Origin of the sequence: Pseudocolwellia sp. AS88 (genome assembly GCF_030551755.1) — a bacterium.
GTDB lineage: Bacteria > Pseudomonadota > Gammaproteobacteria > Enterobacterales > Alteromonadaceae > Pseudocolwellia.
Window position 1 is genome coordinate 214533 of the sequence record NZ_JAUPEC010000003.1, and the last position, 22791, is coordinate 237323.

General features: G+C 34.6%; 21 protein-coding genes and 1 tRNA gene. 10 read left to right on the forward strand and 12 right to left on the reverse strand.

Annotated elements, in window-relative coordinates:
- Positions 1–2: 2 nt before the first annotated feature.
- The 8 genes from hemN to Q5N69_RS03835 all read right to left on the reverse strand — a co-directional run bounded on the left by hemN (position 3) and on the right by Q5N69_RS03835 (position 8576).
- Complete coding sequence (gene hemN, locus Q5N69_RS03800) at positions 3–1373, reverse strand: oxygen-independent coproporphyrinogen III oxidase (protein WP_304367522.1); 1371 nt, start codon at positions 1371–1373, stop codon at positions 3–5.
- Between the two features lie 140 nt (positions 1374–1513).
- Positions 1514–2002: a DUF2489 domain-containing protein gene (locus tag Q5N69_RS03805; protein ID WP_304367523.1), complete on the reverse strand. Its 489-nt coding sequence runs from the start codon at positions 2000–2002 to the stop codon at positions 1514–1516.
- A gap of 11 nt (positions 2003–2013) precedes the next feature.
- Positions 2014–2604 carry a Der GTPase-activating protein YihI gene (gene yihI / locus Q5N69_RS03810; protein WP_304367524.1) on the reverse strand — a complete coding sequence of 197 codons (591 nt, stop codon included), beginning with the start codon at positions 2602–2604 and terminating at the stop codon, positions 2014–2016.
- A 223-nt stretch (positions 2605–2827) separates the two neighbouring features.
- Positions 2828–4609, reverse strand: a complete 1782-nt coding sequence (locus Q5N69_RS03815) for a M61 family metallopeptidase (RefSeq protein ID WP_304367525.1) — start codon at positions 4607–4609, stop codon at positions 2828–2830.
- Positions 4610–4711: 102 nt separating this feature from the next.
- Positions 4712–5572: a formyltetrahydrofolate deformylase gene (gene purU / locus Q5N69_RS03820; RefSeq protein WP_304367526.1), complete on the reverse strand. Its 861-nt coding sequence runs from the start codon at positions 5570–5572 to the stop codon at positions 4712–4714.
- 156 nt (positions 5573–5728) lie between these two features.
- The gene (locus Q5N69_RS03825; protein WP_304367527.1) at positions 5729–5956 is read right to left on the reverse strand and encodes a VF530 family protein; all 228 of its coding nucleotides are present in this window, start codon (positions 5954–5956) and stop codon (positions 5729–5731) included.
- Between the two features lie 267 nt (positions 5957–6223).
- Positions 6224–6955 carry a glutathione peroxidase gene (locus Q5N69_RS03830; RefSeq protein ID WP_304367528.1) on the reverse strand — a complete coding sequence of 244 codons (732 nt, stop codon included), beginning with the start codon at positions 6953–6955 and terminating at the stop codon, positions 6224–6226.
- Between the two features lie 91 nt (positions 6956–7046).
- Positions 7047–8576, reverse strand: a complete 1530-nt coding sequence (locus Q5N69_RS03835; protein WP_304367529.1) for an ATP-binding protein — start codon at positions 8574–8576, stop codon at positions 7047–7049.
- A gap of 256 nt (positions 8577–8832) precedes the next feature.
- On the opposite strand from Q5N69_RS03835, the gene hutG reads away from it, so the two are divergent.
- Together hutG and Q5N69_RS03845 are read left to right on the forward strand one after the other, a co-directional pair.
- Positions 8833–9636 carry an N-formylglutamate deformylase gene (gene hutG, locus Q5N69_RS03840; RefSeq protein WP_304367530.1) on the forward strand — a complete coding sequence of 268 codons (804 nt, stop codon included), beginning with the start codon at positions 8833–8835 and terminating at the stop codon, positions 9634–9636.
- A gap of 2 nt (positions 9637–9638) precedes the next feature.
- A complete protein-coding gene (locus Q5N69_RS03845; RefSeq protein ID WP_304367531.1) occupies positions 9639–11018 on the forward strand; it encodes a formimidoylglutamate deiminase in 1380 nt (459 codons plus the stop codon).
- Positions 11019–11081: 63 nt separating this feature from the next.
- On the opposite strand, the gene Q5N69_RS03850 is transcribed toward Q5N69_RS03845, so the two are convergent.
- Positions 11082–11438 carry a hypothetical protein gene (locus Q5N69_RS03850; RefSeq protein WP_304367532.1) on the reverse strand — a complete coding sequence of 119 codons (357 nt, stop codon included), beginning with the start codon at positions 11436–11438 and terminating at the stop codon, positions 11082–11084.
- 121 nt (positions 11439–11559) lie between these two features.
- Here Q5N69_RS03850 and ccoG point away from each other — a divergent pair, with 121 nt between their 5' ends.
- The 3 genes from ccoG to Q5N69_RS03865 all read left to right on the forward strand — a co-directional run bounded on the left by ccoG (position 11560) and on the right by Q5N69_RS03865 (position 14835).
- The gene (gene ccoG, locus Q5N69_RS03855; RefSeq protein WP_304367533.1) at positions 11560–12993 is read left to right on the forward strand and encodes a cytochrome c oxidase accessory protein CcoG; all 1434 of its coding nucleotides are present in this window, start codon (positions 11560–11562) and stop codon (positions 12991–12993) included.
- Between the two features lie 176 nt (positions 12994–13169).
- Positions 13170–14147 (forward strand): serine/threonine protein kinase, encoded by a 978-nt coding sequence (locus tag Q5N69_RS03860; protein ID WP_304367534.1) that lies wholly within the window; start codon positions 13170–13172, stop codon positions 14145–14147.
- 37 nt (positions 14148–14184) lie between these two features.
- Positions 14185–14835, forward strand: coding sequence for a thiol:disulfide interchange protein DsbA/DsbL (locus Q5N69_RS03865; protein ID WP_304367535.1), 651 nt, complete (start codon positions 14185–14187; stop codon positions 14833–14835).
- Positions 14836–15263: 428 nt separating this feature from the next.
- Here the strand turns inward: Q5N69_RS03865 and Q5N69_RS03870 are convergent, their stop codons facing one another.
- From Q5N69_RS03870 to Q5N69_RS03880, 3 genes are all read right to left on the reverse strand, one after another.
- The gene (locus Q5N69_RS03870) at positions 15264–15725 is read right to left on the reverse strand and encodes a TVP38/TMEM64 family protein (protein WP_304367536.1); all 462 of its coding nucleotides are present in this window, start codon (positions 15723–15725) and stop codon (positions 15264–15266) included.
- Positions 15726–15941: 216 nt separating this feature from the next.
- Positions 15942–18044 carry an SHOCT domain-containing protein gene (locus tag Q5N69_RS03875; RefSeq protein ID WP_304367537.1) on the reverse strand — a complete coding sequence of 701 codons (2103 nt, stop codon included), beginning with the start codon at positions 18042–18044 and terminating at the stop codon, positions 15942–15944.
- Positions 18045–18105: 61 nt separating this feature from the next.
- Positions 18106–18756 (reverse strand): single-stranded DNA-binding protein, encoded by a 651-nt coding sequence (locus tag Q5N69_RS03880; RefSeq protein WP_304367538.1) that lies wholly within the window; start codon positions 18754–18756, stop codon positions 18106–18108.
- Between the two features lie 294 nt (positions 18757–19050).
- Here Q5N69_RS03880 and Q5N69_RS03885 point away from each other — a divergent pair.
- From Q5N69_RS03885 to Q5N69_RS03905, 5 genes are all read left to right on the forward strand, one after another.
- Positions 19051–19125 (forward strand) — tRNA-Arg (locus Q5N69_RS03885).
- Between the two features lie 165 nt (positions 19126–19290).
- Positions 19291–20523 (forward strand): integrase domain-containing protein, encoded by a 1233-nt coding sequence (locus Q5N69_RS03890; protein WP_304367539.1) that lies wholly within the window; start codon positions 19291–19293, stop codon positions 20521–20523.
- 116 nt (positions 20524–20639) lie between these two features.
- Complete coding sequence (locus tag Q5N69_RS03895) at positions 20640–21899, forward strand: hypothetical protein (protein WP_304367540.1); 1260 nt, start codon at positions 20640–20642, stop codon at positions 21897–21899.
- A 106-nt stretch (positions 21900–22005) separates the two neighbouring features.
- Complete coding sequence (locus Q5N69_RS03900; RefSeq protein WP_304367541.1) at positions 22006–22269, forward strand: AlpA family transcriptional regulator; 264 nt, start codon at positions 22006–22008, stop codon at positions 22267–22269.
- Between the two features lie 9 nt (positions 22270–22278).
- On the forward strand, positions 22279–22737 hold the full coding sequence (locus Q5N69_RS03905) for a hypothetical protein (RefSeq protein WP_304367542.1): 459 nt from the start codon (positions 22279–22281) through the stop codon (positions 22735–22737).
- Positions 22738–22791: the final 54 nt, after the last annotated feature.

Sequence of the window (22791 nt, forward strand, 5' to 3'; positions counted from 1 at the left end):
TCTTAAATGACACGGGAAAAACGCTGCATGTTGATGTGCTTTTTCATATAACTATCAAACGACATGCACATATTACGCACTAATAACCTAGCTTGCGGAGCAATCATAATTGAGTCTTTGTTGTTAACCACTAAACCATCTTCAATGAAGGTTGATAACGCAGGCAAGTCGTTAAGAAAATAGTCATCAAAGTTAATATTATATTTCTGGTTAATCATTGTTTTATCAAGAAACAAATTACACATTAACTCACGTATTACGTCTCCTCTGATAATATCGTCTTGGGTGAGAGCAATTCCTTTTTCTAAAGCATATTGGTTTGTTTCAATTGCATGGTAATATGTTTTTAGGTCTTTTACGTTTTGGCTGTAAACATTACCAATATCACTTATTGATGAAACGCCTAAACCCAATAAATCGCAATTTCCTTTAGTTGTATAACCTTGAAAATTTCTATGAAGTTTCCCATCCTTTTGCGCGATAGATAGTTCATCGTCGGGCTTTGCAAAATGATCCATTCCAATGAATTCATAGCCATAGGCACATAGTTTCTCTATAGCTAGCCTCATTAATGCAAATTTTTGATTAATGCTAGGTAACCATTCGTCACGTAATTTACGTTGTGATGCGAAACGCGTAGGGATGTGGGCATAGCTAAAAAGTGAGATACGATCTACGTCCATTTCCTTGGCTTTGTCTAGGGTACGAGTAAATGTTTCAATTGTTTGATGTGGTAAACCGTAAATAAGATCAATGTTAATAGATTTGAAACCAACAGATTTTGCATGTGCGATAAATTGTTCTATAAATTCTGTGGATTGCACTCGATTGATGGCCTCTTGCACCTTTTTATCAATGTCTTGTACACCAATACTCAATCGATTAAAGCCTAAACTGTATAAGTGTTCTGCTAAGTTTAATTCTATTTCTCTAGGATCAACTTCTATACTCATGTCTACTTTTTCTGCAAAGGTGAATTGTTGTTTGAGTAAGTTAACTAATCTTGTTATTTGTTCATGAGTTAAAAAGCTGGGTGTGCCTCCGCCCCAATGTAATTGTTTTACGGTGTAGCCTTGGAAGAGTTTTGCTCGTGAGTTTATTTCTTTAGCCAAATATTCTAAATATGTGTCGGCTTTACTTCTATGGCGAGTAACAACCTTATTACAACCACAGTAATAACAGAGGCTATGACAAAAGGGGATATGAATATAGAGGGATAGTTCTTTATTAGGTGAGTTTTCAATGGCTTTAATAAAGTCATTCTCTGAAAATTCATCATGAAATTCTAATGCTGTTGGATAAGAGGTATACCTAGGACCCGCTGTATTATATTTATTGAGTAACTTTTCATTAAAAAACTGGTCAACTTGCATAAACTCACACCTAAATCTTCGACAATATTTGTTAGGTGTAAGTGTATCAATTGATAAAGTAACAAGGGTTGATCTGACTCAAGTTTTCTGATGCTATTTTCATCTAATAGCATCATGAATATTCACATTAACAGGTAAAACTAAGCAGAAATAACACTAAGTCGTTCAGTCGCGTATTGGTGCAATTGTCCAACATCTTGCTGAATTTTAGATTTAAGATCTGCTTCTAGTTTCATGCGTTCAAAATCAAGTTTCATGCGCTCGGGCTTGGTAAGCTTTTTACGTTCTTCCAATATAGGCATATGTTTTATACCATCATACAAGGCATATACTGAAGGAAATAAGGTATTAAGTTCACTGCTAAGTTTAAGTGAGTCTAATAGTACCGACAATCGCCAACAACCTTCAGATAACTCGCACTGTTCTTCTTTCATTGCTCTAACAATAATCACAACACTATTAAGTACTTTAGTGTCATGTTTTTTTAGCGCAGCTTGCTTTTCTTGCTCAGCAATCGCTTGGTTAGCGGTTTGCTTTTTTAATTGTGAAAGCAGCATGCCGGCATATATAGCAAGCGGAATAATAATGAATAAAGCAATAACAGCGTAAAGCCAGTAACCTTCAAGCATATGGGTCCTTATTAGTATTTAGACAGATCGGTTGTATCTAACGAATCCCATAAGTCTTCTTCGCTCGACTTACTTTGATTATTATCTTCGTCGTCTTCAGACTCTTCATCATCCCAACCAAGTAGTTCACGTAATTCTTGATGACGTTCCATTTTCTCATTGAAATAGTCAATTTGCTCTTCACTAAGGGTTTTATCTTCTTCTTGAAGGGCTAATATGCTTTGCAATTGTTGATCATCTTCGATGGCATATAACTCATCTTCTAACGCGCTTGTTGGTGTAACTTCAGGTTCAACTATACGAATAGCAGCAATAGGTGATTGCTTTTCTTTTTTAGGCTTATTGGTATTCGTTGTAACTTTCGGTGCAGCTTTTGGTGTTAAATCAATAGGTACTTTGCTACCTAGGCGTGGATCTTTAGGCACATTGCTTTTTTGATTTTGAGTTTTATTTTCAAAAGCTTCTTTTTGGCGGTTACCTGGCTCTTTACCTACTTTCTTTTTAGCTCTTTTCGGCGTAGGTACGATCAGCTTTTTATCAGCTTCACTAAGAGCTTCTCTTTTTCCTACACCTGGTTTTCTTGATTTTTTAACGCGTGACATGTTTGTACTTCAATTTATAGTCTTAATGGTTCTATTTTACTCGATTAATTGATAAACAGCGATAGTCATCACCATTCATTCGTCATTTAGCTAGAAAATTTAAGGTTTTCAATGTGAATCGTTAGATTAAAATCCTTCACATTGAATTATTTACCTTAAGATAGCCTTTATTTACTGAGTTGCTTTAATACAACGAAGGCTAAGCGTAATGATTCTGCTTAGTTCACAGCTCTATAATATTGCGCCATTTATTACTTAATTTGGCATCCGATTCTGTGATTTCAATAGCTGAAGTAGGAGAATCGATAAAGCGAATCGATTGTTCAAGCAATTGGTCGTCTCTAAAGTAATGACATTTCACCGATGTATTTTGAGCTAAATGCTCCGCTATATTTTGTAATGATTTTTCTGTTGCTTGCATGTTATCTACGGCGATTATGATGTCATTTACCGCTAAGCCAGCGTTTGCAGCAGGACTGTCTTCTACCACCTGAGTGACTTTTAGCCCTGATGGTGTCGCAGTGTAAAGAGCACCAATATAGGGTACATATTCATCTGTTGTGCGGGTTTCTACACTATTCAATTTACAGAATTTACTGGCGGCGAAATCAATACCTACTTTTTTAAGTAAAGCTGATAAATTTACACGCTCAGCATTGTGTAACATGGCTGTAAACTCGTCACGTATATCGGTATTACATAATATATTGGCTATATTGATAAAGTCGTCTTCACTTGTGCCTATATTCGTTCGGCCAAAGTGGATCCATAACTCTTTCATTAGGTTGTCTAAACTGTATTGCCCATTTGATTTATCTCGAATAGTTAAGTCTAACCAAAGAGCAATTAAAGAGCCTTTAGTGTAGTAACTGACAATATTGTTGACGGCGTCAGGTCCTTGTTTATAAAACTTGGTCCAAGTATCAAAGCTAGAGTCAGCCACGCTTTGTTTTAATTCACCTTTGCCTCGGTATACACGAGTCGCCGTTTTAGACAAAATTTTCAAATAATCTTCAAACGAGATAAGCCCAGTGCGATATAGTGAGAAATCGTCATAATAAGACGTTATACCCTCATAAGCCCAAAGCTGAGTGGTGTGAGTTTCTTCTTGTAAATTATAAGGAATAAACTCTTTTGGTTTGATGCGACATACATTCCACGCATGAAAATATTCATGTGAACATAAGCTTAAAAAGGTACGGTAATTTTCTGTAAGTTCATCTGGTTTATTTGGATTAGGCAAATCAAAACGACTGGCTTGTAATATGGTTGAATTTTTGTGTTCTAAGCCACCAAAACCGTTGGCAAGTAAATGTGTAATAAACCAATATTCTTTGAAAGGGGCTTCGCCAAACATCGATATATGGTGCTGACAAAGTTTAGTTAAGTCTTTGGTTAAACGTGTTAAATCACCGTAATGTTCGCTGGTAAATACAACATGATGAGTTACGCCTTCAACATCAAATTCTTTGTAGCTAAAGTTACCCATAGCAACGGGTCCGTCTATCAATTCTTGATAGTTTTCTGCACTGTATTGACCGAATGCGTATTTCTCTGTGTTATGTCGTGTAAGACCTGTCGCTACTTTCCAATCCTTTATTGCGTCGGTAGGTTCAATGTTTAATAGACAAGCTTGGTTGGCTAGTTCTTCTACCTGTAAAAATACCGAACTACCGTTGAAGAAGGCACGTTGACTGTCTAAATACGCAGTTCTTACTGATAAGTCGAAGGCAAATACTGAGTAATTAATGGTAACACTTGTCTCATTGTTTGAAGTGAGTGTCCAAGTTTGTTTATCGTTTTTAATCAATATTGGTGAGCTGTTATCTTCTGCCGTTGCATTAATTTCAATAATGTTTTTAGCAAAGTCGCGGATCATGTAGCTGCCTGGAAGCCAGCTTGGTAAAGAAAGGGTATAAGGTTTATTTGCAGTTACGTTAAAGGTTAAAGAAACTGAAAATAAATGACTGTTAATATTTAACGGAGAAATTGAATAATTGATCATGGAAAAGTCACGCTACATTGAAAATAAAATATGCTTCAATGTAGCAGAAACTTTAGCGCTTAACATCTCGCTAGCAAGGATATTAGCTATTTTTTAAGAGGATTAAGAAAGAATTACTGTTTTGTCGCCGTTTAAACAAACGCGTTGTTCAGCATGTTCTTTTACAGCTTTACAAATAGCTGTAGCTTCTAAGTCATGACCTAAATGTACCATTTGTTCTATGGTAAATGTGTGGTTAATTGGCTTAACTTCTTGCGCAATAATAGGGCCTTCATCTAAGTCTGCTGTTACGTAATGAGCTGTAGCACCAATAACTTTAACGCCACGAGAATGCGCTTGATGATAAGGTTTTGCGCCTTTAAAGCTAGGTAAGAATGAATGATGAATATTAATCGCATTGCCTCGTAACTTAACACACATGTCGTCTGACAATATTTGCATGTATCTCGCTAAAATTAAAAGTTCTGATTCTGTTTCGCTAATAATATTTAAGATCTGAGCTTCTTGTTCCGCTTTAGTTTCTTTCGTTACTGGCAAGTAATGATATGGAATACCATGCCATTCAACTAATGATTGGCAATCAAGGTGATTTGACACAACCGCTGCTACTTCAATAGGTAAAACACCCGCTTTAGACTTAGTGAGTAATGACACTAAACAATGATCATATTGTGATACCGCAATAACTACTTTTGGTAAGCAATCTTTATTTCTTAATACATATTCCATATTTAATGGTTTAGCTAACTCATTAATACCATGAGTAAATTCATCAATAGGTACCGTTAAGTTACGGTCATCAAAAGCTATGCGTGAGAAGAATGTATTTGTATATGGATCACTGTATTGCGATGTTTCTGTGATGAAGGCACCGTGTTCAAATAAGTTTTGAGATACTTTTGCTAATACGCCAGAAGTATCAGGACATTGCCAAGTTAAAGTGTAATGGTTGGTTTTACTCATTTTATATTTACAGTGATTAAAGTTGATTGATTGGTTATATTTTTACATTTTTTTTAATGAAACAACAGGTTTTAGTGACGGGTAACAACCTGACCACTTTTTTAGATTGATCTAATATAAAGGGCTATATGACGAATAATATTAATTTTTTTAATATTATTCAGGAAAGCTTGCCTTGTTTTTAATGTAAAGTTCTTCTACTTTTTCTCGCGCCCAAGGGGTTTTTCTTAAAAAAGTTAAACTTGATTTGATGCTTGGATTGTCGGTAAAACATTTGATTTTTATTTCTTGACCAAGTGCCTCAAAGCCAATGTGTTCAACAAGCTGTTCTACAATAGTTTTAAGGGTAATACCGTGTAGTGGATTGTATGGTTGATTGTCCAAAGGATTTCTCTGTTTAAGTAATACCAATTTGATTAATGAAGTGATCTACTTTTTCATGAGGAAAAATGGATAATTACAAGGCATAAAATTTAGTAAGTAGTTATTCTACTTATAAATTTTATAACGCCGTCATTATTAATTTTAACCGTTAAAAATGAGCAGTTAATTAATCAACTTGGTATTATAGGTTTAAGTTCTAGATAATAAAAAAGCAGAACTATATCGCTCTGCTTTTAGATAAAAGATTCGTTATTCCAAAATAGTTAATTATTTTTGAAAGTGTTCTTCTAACTTGTCACTTCCGCCAATAAGCTCACCATTAATAAATACTTGTGGTACAGCAGTCGCATTAGTAATTGCTTTAAGTGCTGTTAGGCTTAAATCTTTACCTAATTCTAATTCTTCAAACTGGTAACCTTTTTCTACTAATAAGGCTTTGGCTTTTGAACAGAAAGGACAGCCAGGCTTTGTAATTACAGCTACTTCAGCAGTAGAAACGGCTTCAGGGTTAATGTATTTAAGCATCGTTGTTGCATCAGAAACTTCAAACGGGTCGCCAGGTACTTCAGGCTCGATAAACATTTTATCGATAATTCCGTCTTTAACTAACATAGCGTATCTCCAGCTACGTTTGCCAAATCCAATGTCTGATTTGTCAACTAATAAGCCCATTGCCTCAGTGAAGTCGCCGTTACCATCTGGAATAAAACTGATGTTTTTTGTATTTTGATCTGCAGACCAAGAATTCATAACGAACGTATCGTTAACTGACATACAAATAATTTCATCAACGCCGTTTTCGAAGAATTTAGGCGCTAGTTCGTCGTAGCCAGGTAAATGAGTTGATGAACATGTTGGTGTGAAGGCACCTGGTAGTGAAAAAACTACAACAGTTCTGTTTTTGAAAATTTCATTTGTTGAACGTTCAGCCCATTCGTCATTAGCTCTTAATTTAAACGTTACGTTAGGTACAGCTTGTGTTTCTTTGTTGATGAACATGGTTATCTCCGAAATGAATGTATAAGTTATAATAGCGCTTTTGTATGTTATTTACATACTAGATAAGTAACTAAATGCGACTATTTTTTTATTATTCAAGGTCACTGCGATTTTCTTTTAATTGTCGATAAGCATTATTGAGTTTGTTGGTAATAACTTCTTGTGGGCAAGGCTTCGACATATAGTCGTCAAAACCTGCAGAAATACAATGTTCAACGGCATCATCTAAGGCATCAGCGGTTATTGCAATAAGCCATATAGGTTTTTCATGTTCTTGTTTGGATATAATGGAGGCTAGCTCAAAACCATCTAAATTTGGCATGTGGCAATCTGAAATAATAATGTCGTAAGCAAGCTCATTATGCATGTCCAAAGCTTGTTTTCCGTCTTGTGCAATATGTGGCGAAATATTCAAACGCTCTAATTGGGCTGTTAATACTTTAAGATTAACAATATTATCTTCAGCAATTAATACTCTTAACCCCTTAAATCTATTATCGTTTGGTGGGTTAATAACACGTTTGTTCTTTCGTCTATCTTCAGTATCACTTTCAACACCTGACTGGATCAACGATAGGTCAAAATAGAAATTACTACCTTCGCCTTCTACTGATTCTAATTGTATCTGGCTATTCATGGCGGTAGCTATTTCTTGACAAATACTTAGGCCTAAACCTGTTCCGCCATATTTTCGTGTAATAGCGTCGTCAGCTTGTTTAAAAGGTGTAAATAATGATGTTTGGTGTTTAAGTGGGATACCTATGCCAGTGTCTTTGATCGAGACTCTAATTGTATCTATTGTTTGTTCATCTTTAATATTAGACTCTAGCAAATCTATTGTAAGAGTTACTGCCCCCTTCTCTGTAAATTTAATCGCATTACTTAATAAGTTATTTAATACCTGAGACATACGCGTTGGGTCGGTTAGGTAATTATGAGTAATGCTGTCAGCAACATGATAGCTAAGATTAAGTTCATGAGGAGTTAATTGCTTAAAGCTATTGGTAATATTACGGCTTAATTGATGTAAGTTAACCGGTACGCTTTCTAAAGTAAGTTTACCTGCATCCATTTTTGAAAAATCGAGTACATCGTTTAATAAAGCGAGCAAATTACCCGCAGAACTTTTTAAGGTGCCAAGTAATTCTTGTTGGTGATTGTTTAGTTCTGTGTAAGTTAGTGCTTCTGCCATACCTAAAACACCATTCATAGGTGTTCTTATTTCATGGCTCATACGGGCTAAGAACGTTAATTTTTCTTGAGCTGACTCTTCTGCATGCTGTCTAGCTTCTTCTGCGACCTTTAATTCTTTTTCTATTGCTTTTCGTAACGCTTCTTTTGCTTGAATTTTACGGTAGTAAATAAACATAACTAAGATCACAAAAATACAAATTGTAGCGATAACGTAAAGCGCTTGTTTATAAACATTACGTATTTGCTTTTGTGTATCTAGATGGAGGACCGATAAGGCATTAGCTGATTGTTCATCCAACGTTTGTCCGTTTGTTAACTGAATCACTTGAGGGAATTCAATCAGATTATTTTTTGCTTGAACTTGTTGGATATGAAACAAAACACTTGTAACTAAGATGAAAGCAAAAAAAGCTTTAGAGTCTAGCAAAGAGGATAATCCTTTATTCCAATTGTTAATCATATTTCAATATCTCGTAGCAAACTTATTAAATATTTGTTTTAAATCATAGTACACCATCAACAATTTATGTCTATTAAATGAAGGAAATAACCGAGATGATTAAAAATATTGAGTGAATTTATTGATTGATCTAGGGGCTAGGTGATAAATTAAATACAACTTGTATATACAATCTTGTGGTTAACACATTCTTACACGAAAAAATCAGGATCAAAAATAGATTATGGCTTGTTATTCATTATTAAAAGGTTCCACACCTCTACTTATTAGTATGCCGCATATTGGTCAAATAATTCCTCAATCTATAGCAAGTTTAATGACTGATGAGGCTTTGCTAATCAAAGATACTGATTGGTATATTGATAGGTTATATGATTTTGCTCACGAGATAGGAGCAACTATTATTAAGCCGCACGCCAGCCGTTATGTTATCGATTTGAATAGGGGAGTTGATGGGGTAAATTTATACCCAGGGGCTGATAGTACTGAGTTGTGCCCTAGCTCGACCTTTAACCGCACACCTATTTATCTAGATAAAAGTATAGTGCCCACTGAAGAAGTAGATAAGCGTGTAACGGAATACTGGCAGCCTTATCATGATGAAGTTAAAAATACATTAGCCCAAATAAAAGCCAAATTTGGTTTTGCAATTATTTTGGATGCACATTCAATATTGTCAGAAGTGCCACGCTTTTTTGATGGAAAATTACCAGACTTTAACTGGGGTACAGCTAACGGAAGAAGTTGTTCAGAAGAGATTATTAATAGCATAAAAGCTTTAGATTTTAGTCCTTATACCCTTGTATGGAATGAGCGCTTTAAAGGCGGTTATATAACACGAGAATATGGTGATCCTGAAAATAACATCCATGCTATTCAGCTTGAATTATCTCAGCGAACTTATATGAATGAAGACGAATTCACCTTTAACGATAGCTTAGCTAAGCAAGTACAACCGATATTAAAAGCCATAGTCGAAGCCTTACTCAGCTGTAAACCTAATTTAGTAACAAAGGAGCTTAGTTAATTATGTTGTTATACGTTGAAAAGGTACTTTTAAGTCATGGTTGGCAACAGAAGAAAACCCTTCGTATAGAAAATGGCATTATCATTGATATTATTGATGACTATGTTGATGGTGCAGAAGCTGTAGGTGTTGTTATTCCCGGAATGGTGAACTGTCACTCTCATGCTTTTCAACGTGCTTTTGCGGGGTTTAGTGAAATTAAGCGTTCGGGCGACGATAGTTTTTGGTCATGGCGTGAAGTTATGTACAGCTTTTTAAAAACCCTGACCATTGAAGACGTAGGTATTATTGCTCGCCAACTTTATATTGAAATGCTAAAAAGTGGCTATACTCGCGTGGCTGAATTCCATTATTTACATTTTGATAAAAATAATGGTGTTGAAGATGTTAAACATTCGGCGCCTAAAATGGCTAAGGTAATATTTGAGTCAGCGCAAAAAGCAGGTATAGGTTTAACCTTTTTACCTGTTTTATATCAATACGGTGGTTTTGGAGAAAAACCACCTTCTATTAATCAAGCTCGGTTTATTCATGGTGTTAATGAATTTAATCAATTAGTCAGTCAGTGTTTTGAATATACCAAAATATTTAGTAACACCAACTTGGGTATAGCGCCTCATTCACTCAGAGCCGTAGATAAAACTTCTTTACTAAGCGCTGTTGCTCATGTGAGATCTTTAGATAAGAATGCACCGATTCATATTCATATTGCTGAGCAACAACAAGAAGTAGATGACTGTCTTTATTTTTATGGAAAGCGACCGATGCAATGGCTTGTTGATAATGTAGAGCTAGATAAACATTGGTGTTTAATTCACGCTACTCATATTAATGAAGCCGAACGAAAAGCCATTATTGGGCAAGAAGCAGTTGTCGGTATTTGCCCTACAACTGAAGCTAACCTAGGCGACGGTATTTTTCCGACCCTTGAATTTGTTACAGAAGGTGGAAGTTTTGCTATTGGATCAGATAGCCATATATCTGTAAATCCTGTCGAAGAGTTACGTTGGCTTGAATACGCTCAACGTCTTACCAAGCAAAAGCGAGCATTATTGGCATCAACTGAACAGCCTTCTATCGGTAATTATATATGGGACAAAGCGTTAACTGGCGGAATGAATTCTACGAGTAGTAATGTTGGCGAATTAGCCATAGGTAAACAAGCAGATTTACTCGTGTTAGATAAAGAACGATTGGCAACTTTTGCTAACGATGAGCAATTTATTTTAGATAGTTTACTTTTTGCCAGTCAAACAAATATGATCAACGATGTTATGGTTAAGGGTAAATGGGTGGTTAGAAAGGGAGTACATAGTGATGAAAAACAGAGTATGCAAGATTTTTCAGCGTTATTAGCTGAAATTCAACATACTGCTCACTAATCCAAAGTTATTAGGAAAAAGAGAGCAGTAAGCGGTTAAATAGGTATCCCTCTTAGCTAAAAGTTAAAAATAACTTCTATATCTGCCTATAACTTTACAAACCATTTTTTGATTAGCTGTTTGAAAATTATAATCAGGTTTTGGTTTATCACAATGTTCTTTATAAAACGTGATAACTTTATCTCGTTCAGAGGTTAACTCTGTGGCATAGGTTATTTCTTCAGGGGTAAAGTGATCAAACTTTTGCTCTAAATCGCTATAAACTTTTTTAACACTCAATTTTACTTTAGTGTCAGTTGCATTATTAAACCCTGTAAGTATCGATTCTTTTTGTTCTTGATACCAAGTTTCTAACTCTGGTTGAGGGTAAAAATGCAAAAATACTGCAGCTGCGACGATCAATATCAATAAATTTTTCATATCTTGGCGTATAATGGTGTGGTTTTGATAGGATAATCAATTTTTCGTCAACAATATATTATCTTTGTCACTTTTCCTGTTTGATTTTTAATGAACGGTTTTGCTAAGTAAGGACTTTTTTGTGAATGAGCAAGAGTTAAAAAATAAATCCGCAGTTCAAATTCCTGTAAAAAATATCGTAATTCATAAAACTAAAGGGGTAGAAACTTATCAGCCCAGTGATCAGATTTATGTGCGTAAAGTGTCGGGCTTTTTTCAAAAGCTGAGGCAACGAATGAACTTGGTTTATTTTGCTTTTTTTGCTTTATTACCATGGATTCAATTTAATGGTCATCAAGCCGTATTATTTGATATTGAATCACAAAGATTTACTATTTTTGGTTTAACTTTGTGGCCTCAAGATCTTACTTTATTAGCTTGGTTATTTATTTTAGGTGCTTTTCTTCTCTTTTTTGTTACTGCATTTTTGGGGCGTGTTTGGTGTGGTTATATGTGCCCACAAACTGTTTGGACTTTTATTTTTATTTGGTTTGAAGAAAAAATAGAAGGTACTGCTAATAAGCGTAAAAAGCTTGATAGCCAAAAGATGGATTTTAATAAATTTTGGCGGAAAACTTTAAAACATACTTCTTGGGTACTGTTTTCATTATTTACCGCTATGACCTTTGTTGGTTATTTTGCACCTATGCGAGAGGTATTTATTGATGTATTTACACTTAACACATCAATAACACTAGCGTGTGTCATCTTGTTTTTCACTTTCGCTACATACGGAAATGCTGGTTGGATGCGTGAGACTATGTGTTTGCATATGTGTCCTTATGCACGTTTTCAATCGGCTATGTTTGATCAAGATACCTTAACCGTATCTTACGATGCCAAACGTGGTGAAAATAGAGGCCCAAGAGGTCGAAAGAAAGATCCTAAAGACTTAGGTTTAGGTGATTGCATTGATTGTAATTTGTGTGTTCAGGTTTGCCCAACAGGTATAGATATTCGAAACGGTTTGCAGTATGAATGCATAAACTGTGGGGCTTGTGTTGATGCTTGTGATGGCGTTATGGACAAGATGGATTACGAAAGAGGTTTGATCCGATATGCAACCGAAAATGAATTAAAAGGTAAAAAGGTAAAGTTTTTCCGTGGAAAACTAATAGGTTATGCAGTTATTTTATTGGTGATGACAACTTTACTAGTATTAGAAATTGTTAATCGTGTACCTGTATCTCTAGATATTATTCGTGATCGAAATGAATTATCGAAAGAGAATTTTAATGGTGATATTGAAAATGTTTATACCTTAAAAATTCTGAATATGTCACAAACTGATAATACCTATAAATTATCTGTGCGAGGTATAGAGCATACAACATGGCATGGCGACCAAGTAATTAAGGTGCCAGCTGCAGAGGTTTTCACTTTGCCAATTAGTATTTCAGTCGATCCTTACGAGCTAGAATCGTATATGAACGATATTACTTTTGTTATTGAACAAGTAGAGCCTGTAAGTGATGTTAAGCTTGAACATGAAAGTAGGTTTTTTAACAAAAGGTAATAGGTTTAAATAACCCAAGCTTGACTCAAATAATAAATAGCTGAGCTTAATATCAAACGGCAGTAAAAGGTTTTAATCTTTACTGCCGTTTTTTGTTGTTATTGAAAACTTATAATCTCTAGTATGTTACAGCGCTAACGTTTACTATTGGTGCAATTAGTTTTATTGAGAAAAACATGTCAGTTTTTGATTTTACTTCACTTTCCCCTGATCTGATTTTAGACGGATTAGAAAGCGTAGGTTTTAATGTAGACAGCGGTTTACTGGCTTTAAATAGTTATGAAAATCGCGTGTATCAATTTCATGATGAAAACCTTGTGAAATACGTCACTAAGTTTTATCGTCCAGAGCGTTGGACTGAAAAACAGATAAGAGAAGAGCTAAACTTTGCTTTAGAGCTTGAAGAGCAAGAATTACCACTAGTAGCGCCTTTATCTGTAAATGGTGAAAGCTTATTTAATTACAAAGGTTATTATTTTACCGTATCACCTTGTCGAGGCGGTCGAACCTTTGAAGTGGATAATTTAGACCAACTGGAGTGGATGGGACGCTTTATTGCTCGTATTCATGCAGTAGCTTCGAAAAAGCCTTTCGAAACACGTATAGCTTTAACAACGGATGATATGCTAATTAACTCAATGCAAATCATTAAAGCGTCTGGCTTTGTACCTAAATCACTAAATACTGCTTTTTTTACTATTTTAGAGCAAGTTATAGAGGTTGCTTCAGGTCAGTATAAACCTAAAAAACAAATTAGATTACATGGTGACTGTCATGCTGGAAATATATTCTGGACTGATAAAGGCCCGCACTTTGTTGATCTAGATGATTGTAAAATGGGACCTGCTATACAAGACTTATGGATGATGCTTTCAGGTGATCGAAATGAGCAACTGTTACAACTCGATACACTTTTAACAGGCTATGAAGAGTTTTTTACATTTGATAGTAGTGAGCTTGTTTTGATAGAATCCTTGAGGACTATGCGAGTTGTACATTATATGGCATGGTTATGTAAGCGATGGAACGACCCAGCTTTCCCTCGAAATTTTCCATGGTTTGATAGTGAAAAGTACTGGGAACAACAAATTTTAATGCTGAAAGAGCAAATGTCTGCTTTGCAGCAACCGCCTTTAAGTTTAATTCCAATGTAGCCAATATTGGCAAAACACATTTATTAGGATGTTTATAATGAAGAAAATTTTAAGTCTTATCGTTATGTTATGTATGCCATTAATGGCGTGTTCAGCAGAATATAAAGCAGGTGAACACTACACAGTAGTTGACGATAAAGTATCTAAAAAATTAGAAGTTCGTGAGTACTTTTCATTTTATTGCCCACATTGTTTCAACTTCGAACCAATTATGCAGAATGTTAAAAAAGACTTACCTGCAGGTGCAACATTTGAAATGAATCATGTTGATTTTTTACGTGCAGCTTCTCCTAAAGTTCAAGGCTTATTAAGTAAAGCGATAGTTGTTGCTAAGAAAATGGATATGGAGAAAAAAATGGTTGGTGCCATTTTTAATTACCTTCAAGTTCAACGTGCTTTCATTACATCTGAAAAAGACATTCGTAATATCTTTGTACTAAACGGTGCTGATGGCGAGCAATTTGATAAGTTAATGTCTAGTTTTTCAATTAACAGCCAAGCTAAGTTAATGAAGAAAAACCAAGAATACTTCTCAAAGAAAACTGGACCTGATGGTAAGCCTTATTTAAATGCGGTTCCTACTGTTATTGTTAATGGTAAATACAGAATTAATCCAGGTGCGCTAGACAAAGGTGATTTCGAAGGCGATTACAAGAAACTTGTAAATCACTTATTGACGTTGAAATAACAGCTAATCATTACTGAATAAATACTAAGTTCAGATTAAATATTAAAGAGCGCTTGTCGCTCTTTTTTTATGTTTGTTTTACGTGAACTAGAGGACACCCAATATGATTATTGAAAGCATAGTAATGTTCTTTTCTAATAATAAGTGCTTAATAAATTGCTACGTCCACTACAAGGTAATACCACTACTTGGGAAGTGAAAAAATATTGGTGAGGGCTTAATTGAGTAATTAGTTAACTTGAGTTCGGCTTAATATATTCTTCGCTAACAGCTATGTTTACTTGCTTCATCGTTAAATTTACTTGCAATAGGTTAGCTATTGACGCGAAATTTGCCTTGAAGAAAGAAAAACTATCAAGCTAGAGTATAAGTTAAATTTTGTTAGTAATAATTTCAATGAATTAAGAACATCTTACACCGAGTTCAGGTTAGTTAAGCTCAGATTTTCGGGCTTTATACAGGTAATAGCCAATTAATGTTGCTATTAGAAAGAGTACTACTGCAACACTAATATGTGTAGAGTCAGCCAATTTAACACCCGATCCAGCCAATGAAAATATAGCCATTTGAGGTATAAAACCAAGGCAACTACCGGCAATATAAGGCAATAGTGGAATATTAGCTATCCCAGCGAGTATGTTGGTTAAAAAGTTTGAGCCAACCGGAAGTAATCTAATAACTAAAGCTTTTAAAAATGTATCAACAGATAAAAAGTTATTAAGTTTTGTTAGCTGGTTTTTGTATTTATTGGCGATATAGCTTTGTTGAAATAAAGACGCTATTTGGTAGGTAATAGCAGCGGCAATAGTAACGGTTAGGGTTGCATAAACTAAACCTAAAGCGATGCCAAAGAAATATCCGCAAGTAAAAGCGACAACTTGTCTTGGCATGCCTATGCAGGATAGCCCTAACAAGATACTAAGCAATGTTATTATAGATTGGAGACTGTTGGGGGAAATTGATAATAAGTACTCTTGAAATGAATCCTGAGTAAAAACAGTAATTGAGATCAAACCATAAAGTACAACAAATGCACTGATTGCTATCAGCCATAATGTGCTTTTATTAAAGAGTAATTTTTTAAGCCAAAGCATTTAACGTTTTGCTTAATCTGAAGTGGATGTTGATAAGCTCTCTAATAAATTAGCTTTGGCTAAAGCAAATTCTTCTTCTGTTAAATAACCTTGCTCTTTGAGTGAAACAAGTTTGTTTAAAGCTTCAATCAACTTGGTATCTACTTTGGCCTTGGGTTTAGTCGCTGAGCTTAGAGTAACTTCTTCATTTTTTTCTGATGCAAGGGGGTCTGGTTTAGTTTTTACTTCTGCTTTTTTCTCTACTACTTGCTGCGTTTTTGAAGGAGTTACAGCTTTAGGCGCTTCGTGTTTTATTTCTGGCGCTTTTACTGGTCTTTGTGGAGTTTCACTGGCGTTAACATAAGATGAAAAATACCAGCTCCAATCAACAATTTTATCAATAACGTCATGATACTTTTCTTTCGTTAACCTTTGATTGCCTTCTCTGAGGTAAGCACAAATGTGATATTGATTTGATCTGCTTGTGATAAGTTTTACTGATATTTGTCTAACTTTATCATCAACCATTTTATCGCGATGTTCTTGTTCAAAACTAAGCTTAAGGGCATTTTCTTTTGTTAGATCAAAACCACTGCCACTTTCATGACTGATAACATTCAATAAGGTGTCATTTAGCCATATTTCACTAGAAACGATATCCGAAGTGGATAAATTAGTGTTTACTTCGGTCTCATGGCGTTTGAATAAACTAACTTCATGCGTTTTTATATCAAATTCAAAGCGGGCGAAGTTAGCCCTTAAAAATGATTTATTTCTAATGATATTTTGTCCATATTGTTTCTTTATAAATACAAACATAATGACAACGAGTACCAACATAAAAATTATGTAGAGTAATGTGTTAGAACTGCTTTCTTCTTCTAATTCATCTTCAAGCGCAGACTCTTTGTTTGTTAATAGTTGAGGCAAAACTTTATAAATAATAGCTTGTGAGCGGTCCCAAAGAAGCAATTCATTTTCACGAGGTATATATAATGAAAGCTGATTAGCACTATTGATTTGTTTTGGATCTAAATTGAGTACAGATGTTGGTGTTAATTCAGTTTCAGTTTGATTAACAATGTTTGTAGCACTTAATTGCCATTGATTATTCACTTTCTCAATGAAAAGTATTTTGTTCCATAGAGCACTTAACTCTCTACTTCTGTAATACACAGTTGATAATAAGCTGTCTTCATCTTTACGCTTATAAATAATGTTATAAGGTTCAGTTAGTAAGTAGTTACTTCCTACTGGTGTAATTGATATTGTTTGTTCTTCATTAAAATTGTGAGTTAATACTAGCTGATTTCTGGTTTTTTTAGACCAAGTAAAGTGTTGTATGTTTTGAGCGCCTAATACTACGATTTCGTCTTCTACATTAGGATCTTTTATAAAAGGGTTATTACGTGGGATAGTATAATTTTTTAGACCAAATTTATTTGGGTTTATACGTAAAATACTACCAGAGTATAAACTTGTTTTCTTGAGTGTCTCATCATCTTTAAATGCTATATAAAGAAAACCAAAATCGTCGCTCCATGATTTTAAGTAAGGATTAAAAGATAATTGGTTGATATTAACATCCGCAGAGGTAGTGGCAATGCGGAGAACTTCTCGTTGATGAATAGCATTAACTTTATTGTTATTGACATTACTTAGTTGCCATTCGATTACTACTGCATCATAGCTGTGTTTTTTCTCTATTTCCGTGTTATCTAATCGGTTCTTCTTGATAGAAGGATCAAATGATTCAATGTGCGCAGTATAAATAACATGAGAGCCTTCTTGATCGGGTAAATGAAAGCTAGGGTGAAGTGTGAATGCGGTGAATAATATATTTTCTTCTGGCTTTAAGTGTTCTGATAAGTCAATAACTGGAAGTGTTTCAATCTTCTGCCCTTTGGAACGATATATTTCACCATGGGTGTTAACAAAGAAAAGTTCGTCGTTTTTTGTAGTATTCGCAATAGGCGCTAGCCATACCGTTTCTTTAGTGTCTTGAATCGTAAAATCAATATAAGGCTCAACACTATATAAATCATTAGCTAACAGAGGTTTAGTTCCTAGCATAATAAATGATAAAAATAGATATTTAATGATTTTTAATGTAATTGAGCTGTTATTGTTATTCATTTGATCCATATTCTGCTTTGTGTGAATCGTGATTCAAATAATAGTATATTCCATTATTAACTTATTTTAACAATATCACTTGCTGACAATCAATTAATTGCGATTTATTTGAGTTATTTAAATAACTTAGTTTACCTTCAATCACTAATTGATCACCCATTTTTGCTTGATCGTTAATATAGCTGGCTTGCTTCCCCCATATATGGATTGGGCGCTTTATTTCAATATTTTTTAGCTCTTGCGTTACCGATGAGTGTACAAGAAAATTTATTGAAAGGGTTAACTCTGCCAGTTCTTTATTGTGTTCGGTAGTAACGAATTTGATAGGTGAATCTATTTGCCCGCTACAATGAATTTGGTTTAAAGATTTCGCATAACCTTTAGGATAAGTTTGTGCATATGTTGCATGTATTATTTCACGGCCGGTTTTTTTACTGTTAAGTAAATAACCACGTAATAAAATGATATCGCCTTTTTGTGCATGAATAAGCGAGCGTTCAACAACTTCACCTATCACTTTTACTACATGATATCGGGTCCATTCTTTATATTGATTACTACTTTTATCAAACCACTTACTATGTGTTGCTAGGGTAAATTCAGCAATGGCTAATACAGGATTAGCTTGGTATCTAATAATAGGCTTATCAACTAGATTACCTAATAAAACGGTATTACATAAATGGTTCTGAGGAAGAGCGTTACTGTGCATGAATTTTTAAACGATATTAAGCAAATAATACAATGTACGTAAACTTGTATTGATAGGCAACCTCTAGTGTTATTTTAGTCGCGCTAACTACTTAATCACTACAAATATCTGAATATGTAAGCTAAATCGTAATGTTACAGAATAAAAGTAGTTCAAGAAATTAAGCACACTGTTTACTTAGCAAAAAGAGAGAGGGATAAGTTACTAAGTCGGTTTAACCAGATTCAAGTTTTTATTTTGGTTGTAGACTAGAAATGAGATACGCTTTTGACTAGAATCGCAGCCTCTTAATGTGCTTTCGTGGTGAAGTGGATATCACGTGGACCTCCGGAGTCTAAGTCGCAGGTTCGATTCCTGCCGAGAGCGCCATTTCTTTGTTTAATTAAAACCAGTAAAAACCAATAACCCCATATTTAATAGTAACTGTCTGCCGTTTTTGTGCCATTAACGATTAATAATAATCAATGACAATTTAAACATTAAGTAGTACCGTATGTAGTACTGGAACGTAATTGTTTTATTGGTACTACATATATGGCTAAAGTAACCCCCTTAACAAACACAGAAGTTAAACAAGCAAAGCCAAAAGGCACAGCTTATAAGTTGTCCGATGGTGGCGGCTTACAGCTTAGAATTAGACCAAATGGCACAAAAACATGGTTATTAGATTATTTAAAACCATTCACAAAAAAGAGAACTAGCCTTAGTTTTGGCTCATATCCTGATATATCTTTAGCTGACGCAAGAAAAAAACGCCAAGAAGCAAAAGATTTACTTGCTGAAAATATTGATCCTAAGTCATATCGAGAAGAACAAGCTTTAGCCATAACTAATCAATTAAACAATACTTTAGAAAGTGTTGCTGCTAGCTGGCTCAAAATATACAAAACCAAAGTAAAAGCTAAAACGGCTGATAATTGCTGGAATTCACTAAATACTTACATATTCCCTAAGCTTGGTAAGCGAGCTATAACCTCTATTAGAGCTAAAGAAACCATAGATATAATTCAAGTGGTTGCTGATAAAGGGAGCTTAGAGCTAGTAAGTAAGTTATGCCAACGCTTAAACGCTATTATGACCTTTGCTTTAAATACTGGCTTAGCTGAAACAAACCCATTAGCAGGAATTAAAAAAGCTTTTGAAACGCCCACAGTAACCAATTTACCCACTATTCAACCTAATGAACTGCCTGAGCTATTAACTCGATTAAACAATTCAAACATGAAGCTCATAACGCGTCATTTGATTTACTGGCAACTACATACCATGGTTCGTTCAAGTGAAGCGGCTGGCGCTAAATGGGAAGAAATTGATTTTAAAAATAGCTTGTGGATTATTCCTGCTGAGCGCATGAAAATGAATCGCCAGCATACTGTACCGCTAACAACACAAGCATTAGCCATTTTAAGCGATATAAAGCCTCTAAGCGGTGATTCTGAATATATATTCCCTGCTGATCAACTATCACGTCAAATAAATAAAGAAGCCGCTAATAAAGCACTCAGAAAGCTTGGCTATAAAAATAAATTGGTTGCTCATGGTTTACGTTCGCTGGCGAGTACTACACTAAATGAACAAGGTTTTGATGCTGATGTAATCGAATCAGCATTAGCACATGTTGATAAAAACGAAGTAAGGCGAGCATATAACCGCGCTGAGTATTTAGAACGAAGACGTAAATTAATGTATTGGTGGTCTGAGTATATTGAACAGGCTCACATAGGAAAATCAAATAAATTTAATAAAGGCTTACAAGTTGTAAGTTAAATTTATTAGGATAGGTTAGATTTATTAGGATAGCTTGAAGCTGATCACTTTAAGTGAAATGTACTCACCTCAGTACTTTCCTAATTAATTTATTGAGGTCGTGAAAGAGGTTACACATGAGTAAATATATAAAAGGATTTACGCCTTTAGAGGCTGCGTTATTAGCCGTAGGCTTAGAAAAACATAAACAAATACCACAATTACAATACCCGCAATTCTTACCAGAAACAAAATCAGAACAATTTGTTCCACCAAAAACCAAAAAGCTAATGGAAGAGCACAATGAAGCAGTTACTGAAGCTGAAGAGATTTTAAAAGCTTTAGAAGATGAAACCATTTTAGCTTATCAGGCATTAAGAGGAGAAAAGAATAAAACAGAGTTAGTAATCTACGCTGAGTTTTACAATGATGAAACTCAAGAAAGTATTCTTTTAGAGAGAACCAAACTGACTAAAGAAAGTTTGGCGTTATGGTTTACTAATATTGGTGAAGTTGAGAAAGCAAATAAGTTCTCACAAACAATAAAAAAATCTTCTAAACCAATACATATTAATAAATTTAATAAAGGGTTTACAGCCGAACATTGTGCCTTATTAGCGACAGGTCTGGATAATTATAATGATTTAACTACTGCTATTAAAATGAGTAATGAACAATATGAAGCTTTAGATCAACAGGCGGCAGATGCCGCTATAGACTTTTGGTATGAAATTGATACGGATCCAAACTTAGAAAACGATATGGTATCAGTAGCAATAAAATTAAAAGAAGCTTTATGTGATGAAATCGAAATTGCTTTTGAATGCCAAGTGTATAATCAAACAGTTGTCGAGTATGCAGAAATAGGTATGACACAAACTCCACCGAACCAATTTACTGATATAGAAATATATAAGCTAAGTTTTCTTAATAATGACAGTAGCAAAGATATAGATCTTGAGAACACTAAAATCACCAAATCAAGTTTAGCTATCTGGCTTTGGGAAAATAGCCATGAAGATTTAGCCAAAAATGTACAAAGTAATATATCTGAGTGTATGGATGAAGCAGCAACACATAATAAGAATAATTACCAACAGAGTACCACTAACATCGAAAAGCTCTCAATGGTCGGTAAAGAAACTCAAAAAATTAGAACTCCGAATTCTAGTTTAATTGACTCATTAGGTATTATGGCATGGCTATTAAGCCAAAAAAGTAATACTTTTAAAATAGGCGACAAACCTAATTTTTCACAAATAAAAAAAGCAGTTGAAAGTTCAGTAGAATCTCTAGGTTTAGATGAGAATGAAGAAAATAAAGTCATGACTAGTAATTTAAATAGAGATATTAAAGTGGCTTTTGATCAACTTACAACCAAACTAGATTCTAAGTAAAATCTATGGCTAGCCAAAGTAAGCCAAACAACATCTTGGCTGGCCACCATTCCTATTAGGTTTATCTATATTCTTTAAAAACTCAAACAACATAGAGAGTTTTTATATGAATACATATCAATTTCAAAACCAACCAAGAATATTACGCAGACCAGAAGTACTAAAAATCACAGGATGGTCTAAAAGCACATTGTACAACCGTATAGACTCACATCATTTCATAACCCCTATCCCACTTGGTCAAAGATCGGTTGGGTTCGTATCAACTGAAGTTTACGCAATTGTGAACGCAATGATTAAATGTTACTCCCCTCAACAGATAAAAGAGCTTGTACAAGAGTTAACTAATCAACGTAACAATTCAGTTTAGGAGGGGATCATGAAAACATTACTAACTAATATTCAACAAACTGTTGATTCAAAAAATATTCCTTTATTAGGAAGCAAATCAAGGCCTGTATTTGATAAGTTGATTTGCGGTGTAAAACGAAAAGAACTTAGGCTTATTAATGAAAGCTTTCATGGTGCGCCTCTTGAAGATATAGAGGGTGATAAATATGGCCATTGGCTTATTGACCGCTATAAAGATTTAGATGGTGATAGTTGTCTTATTTTTAACGAACGTCACTTAGTTGGTAGTAGAGAACTTGATCTTGAAGCTAGACGTTTGAGGCGTAAAGAAAGGGCAGAGTTTTCACTTAAAAAAGCTAAGCAAGAAGAAAGGAGGATACCAAAGGCTATAGCTGAATTAAATAAGGCACAAATAGAGTATTTACTATCACTTGGTGATGCTGCTAATGAACCTAGCATAGAAAGTAAAACGCCTACAGAGTATTAACAAAGTAGGCATTGATTTTAACTGGCTAGACGGTGAAGTTTGACGGCCAAACCG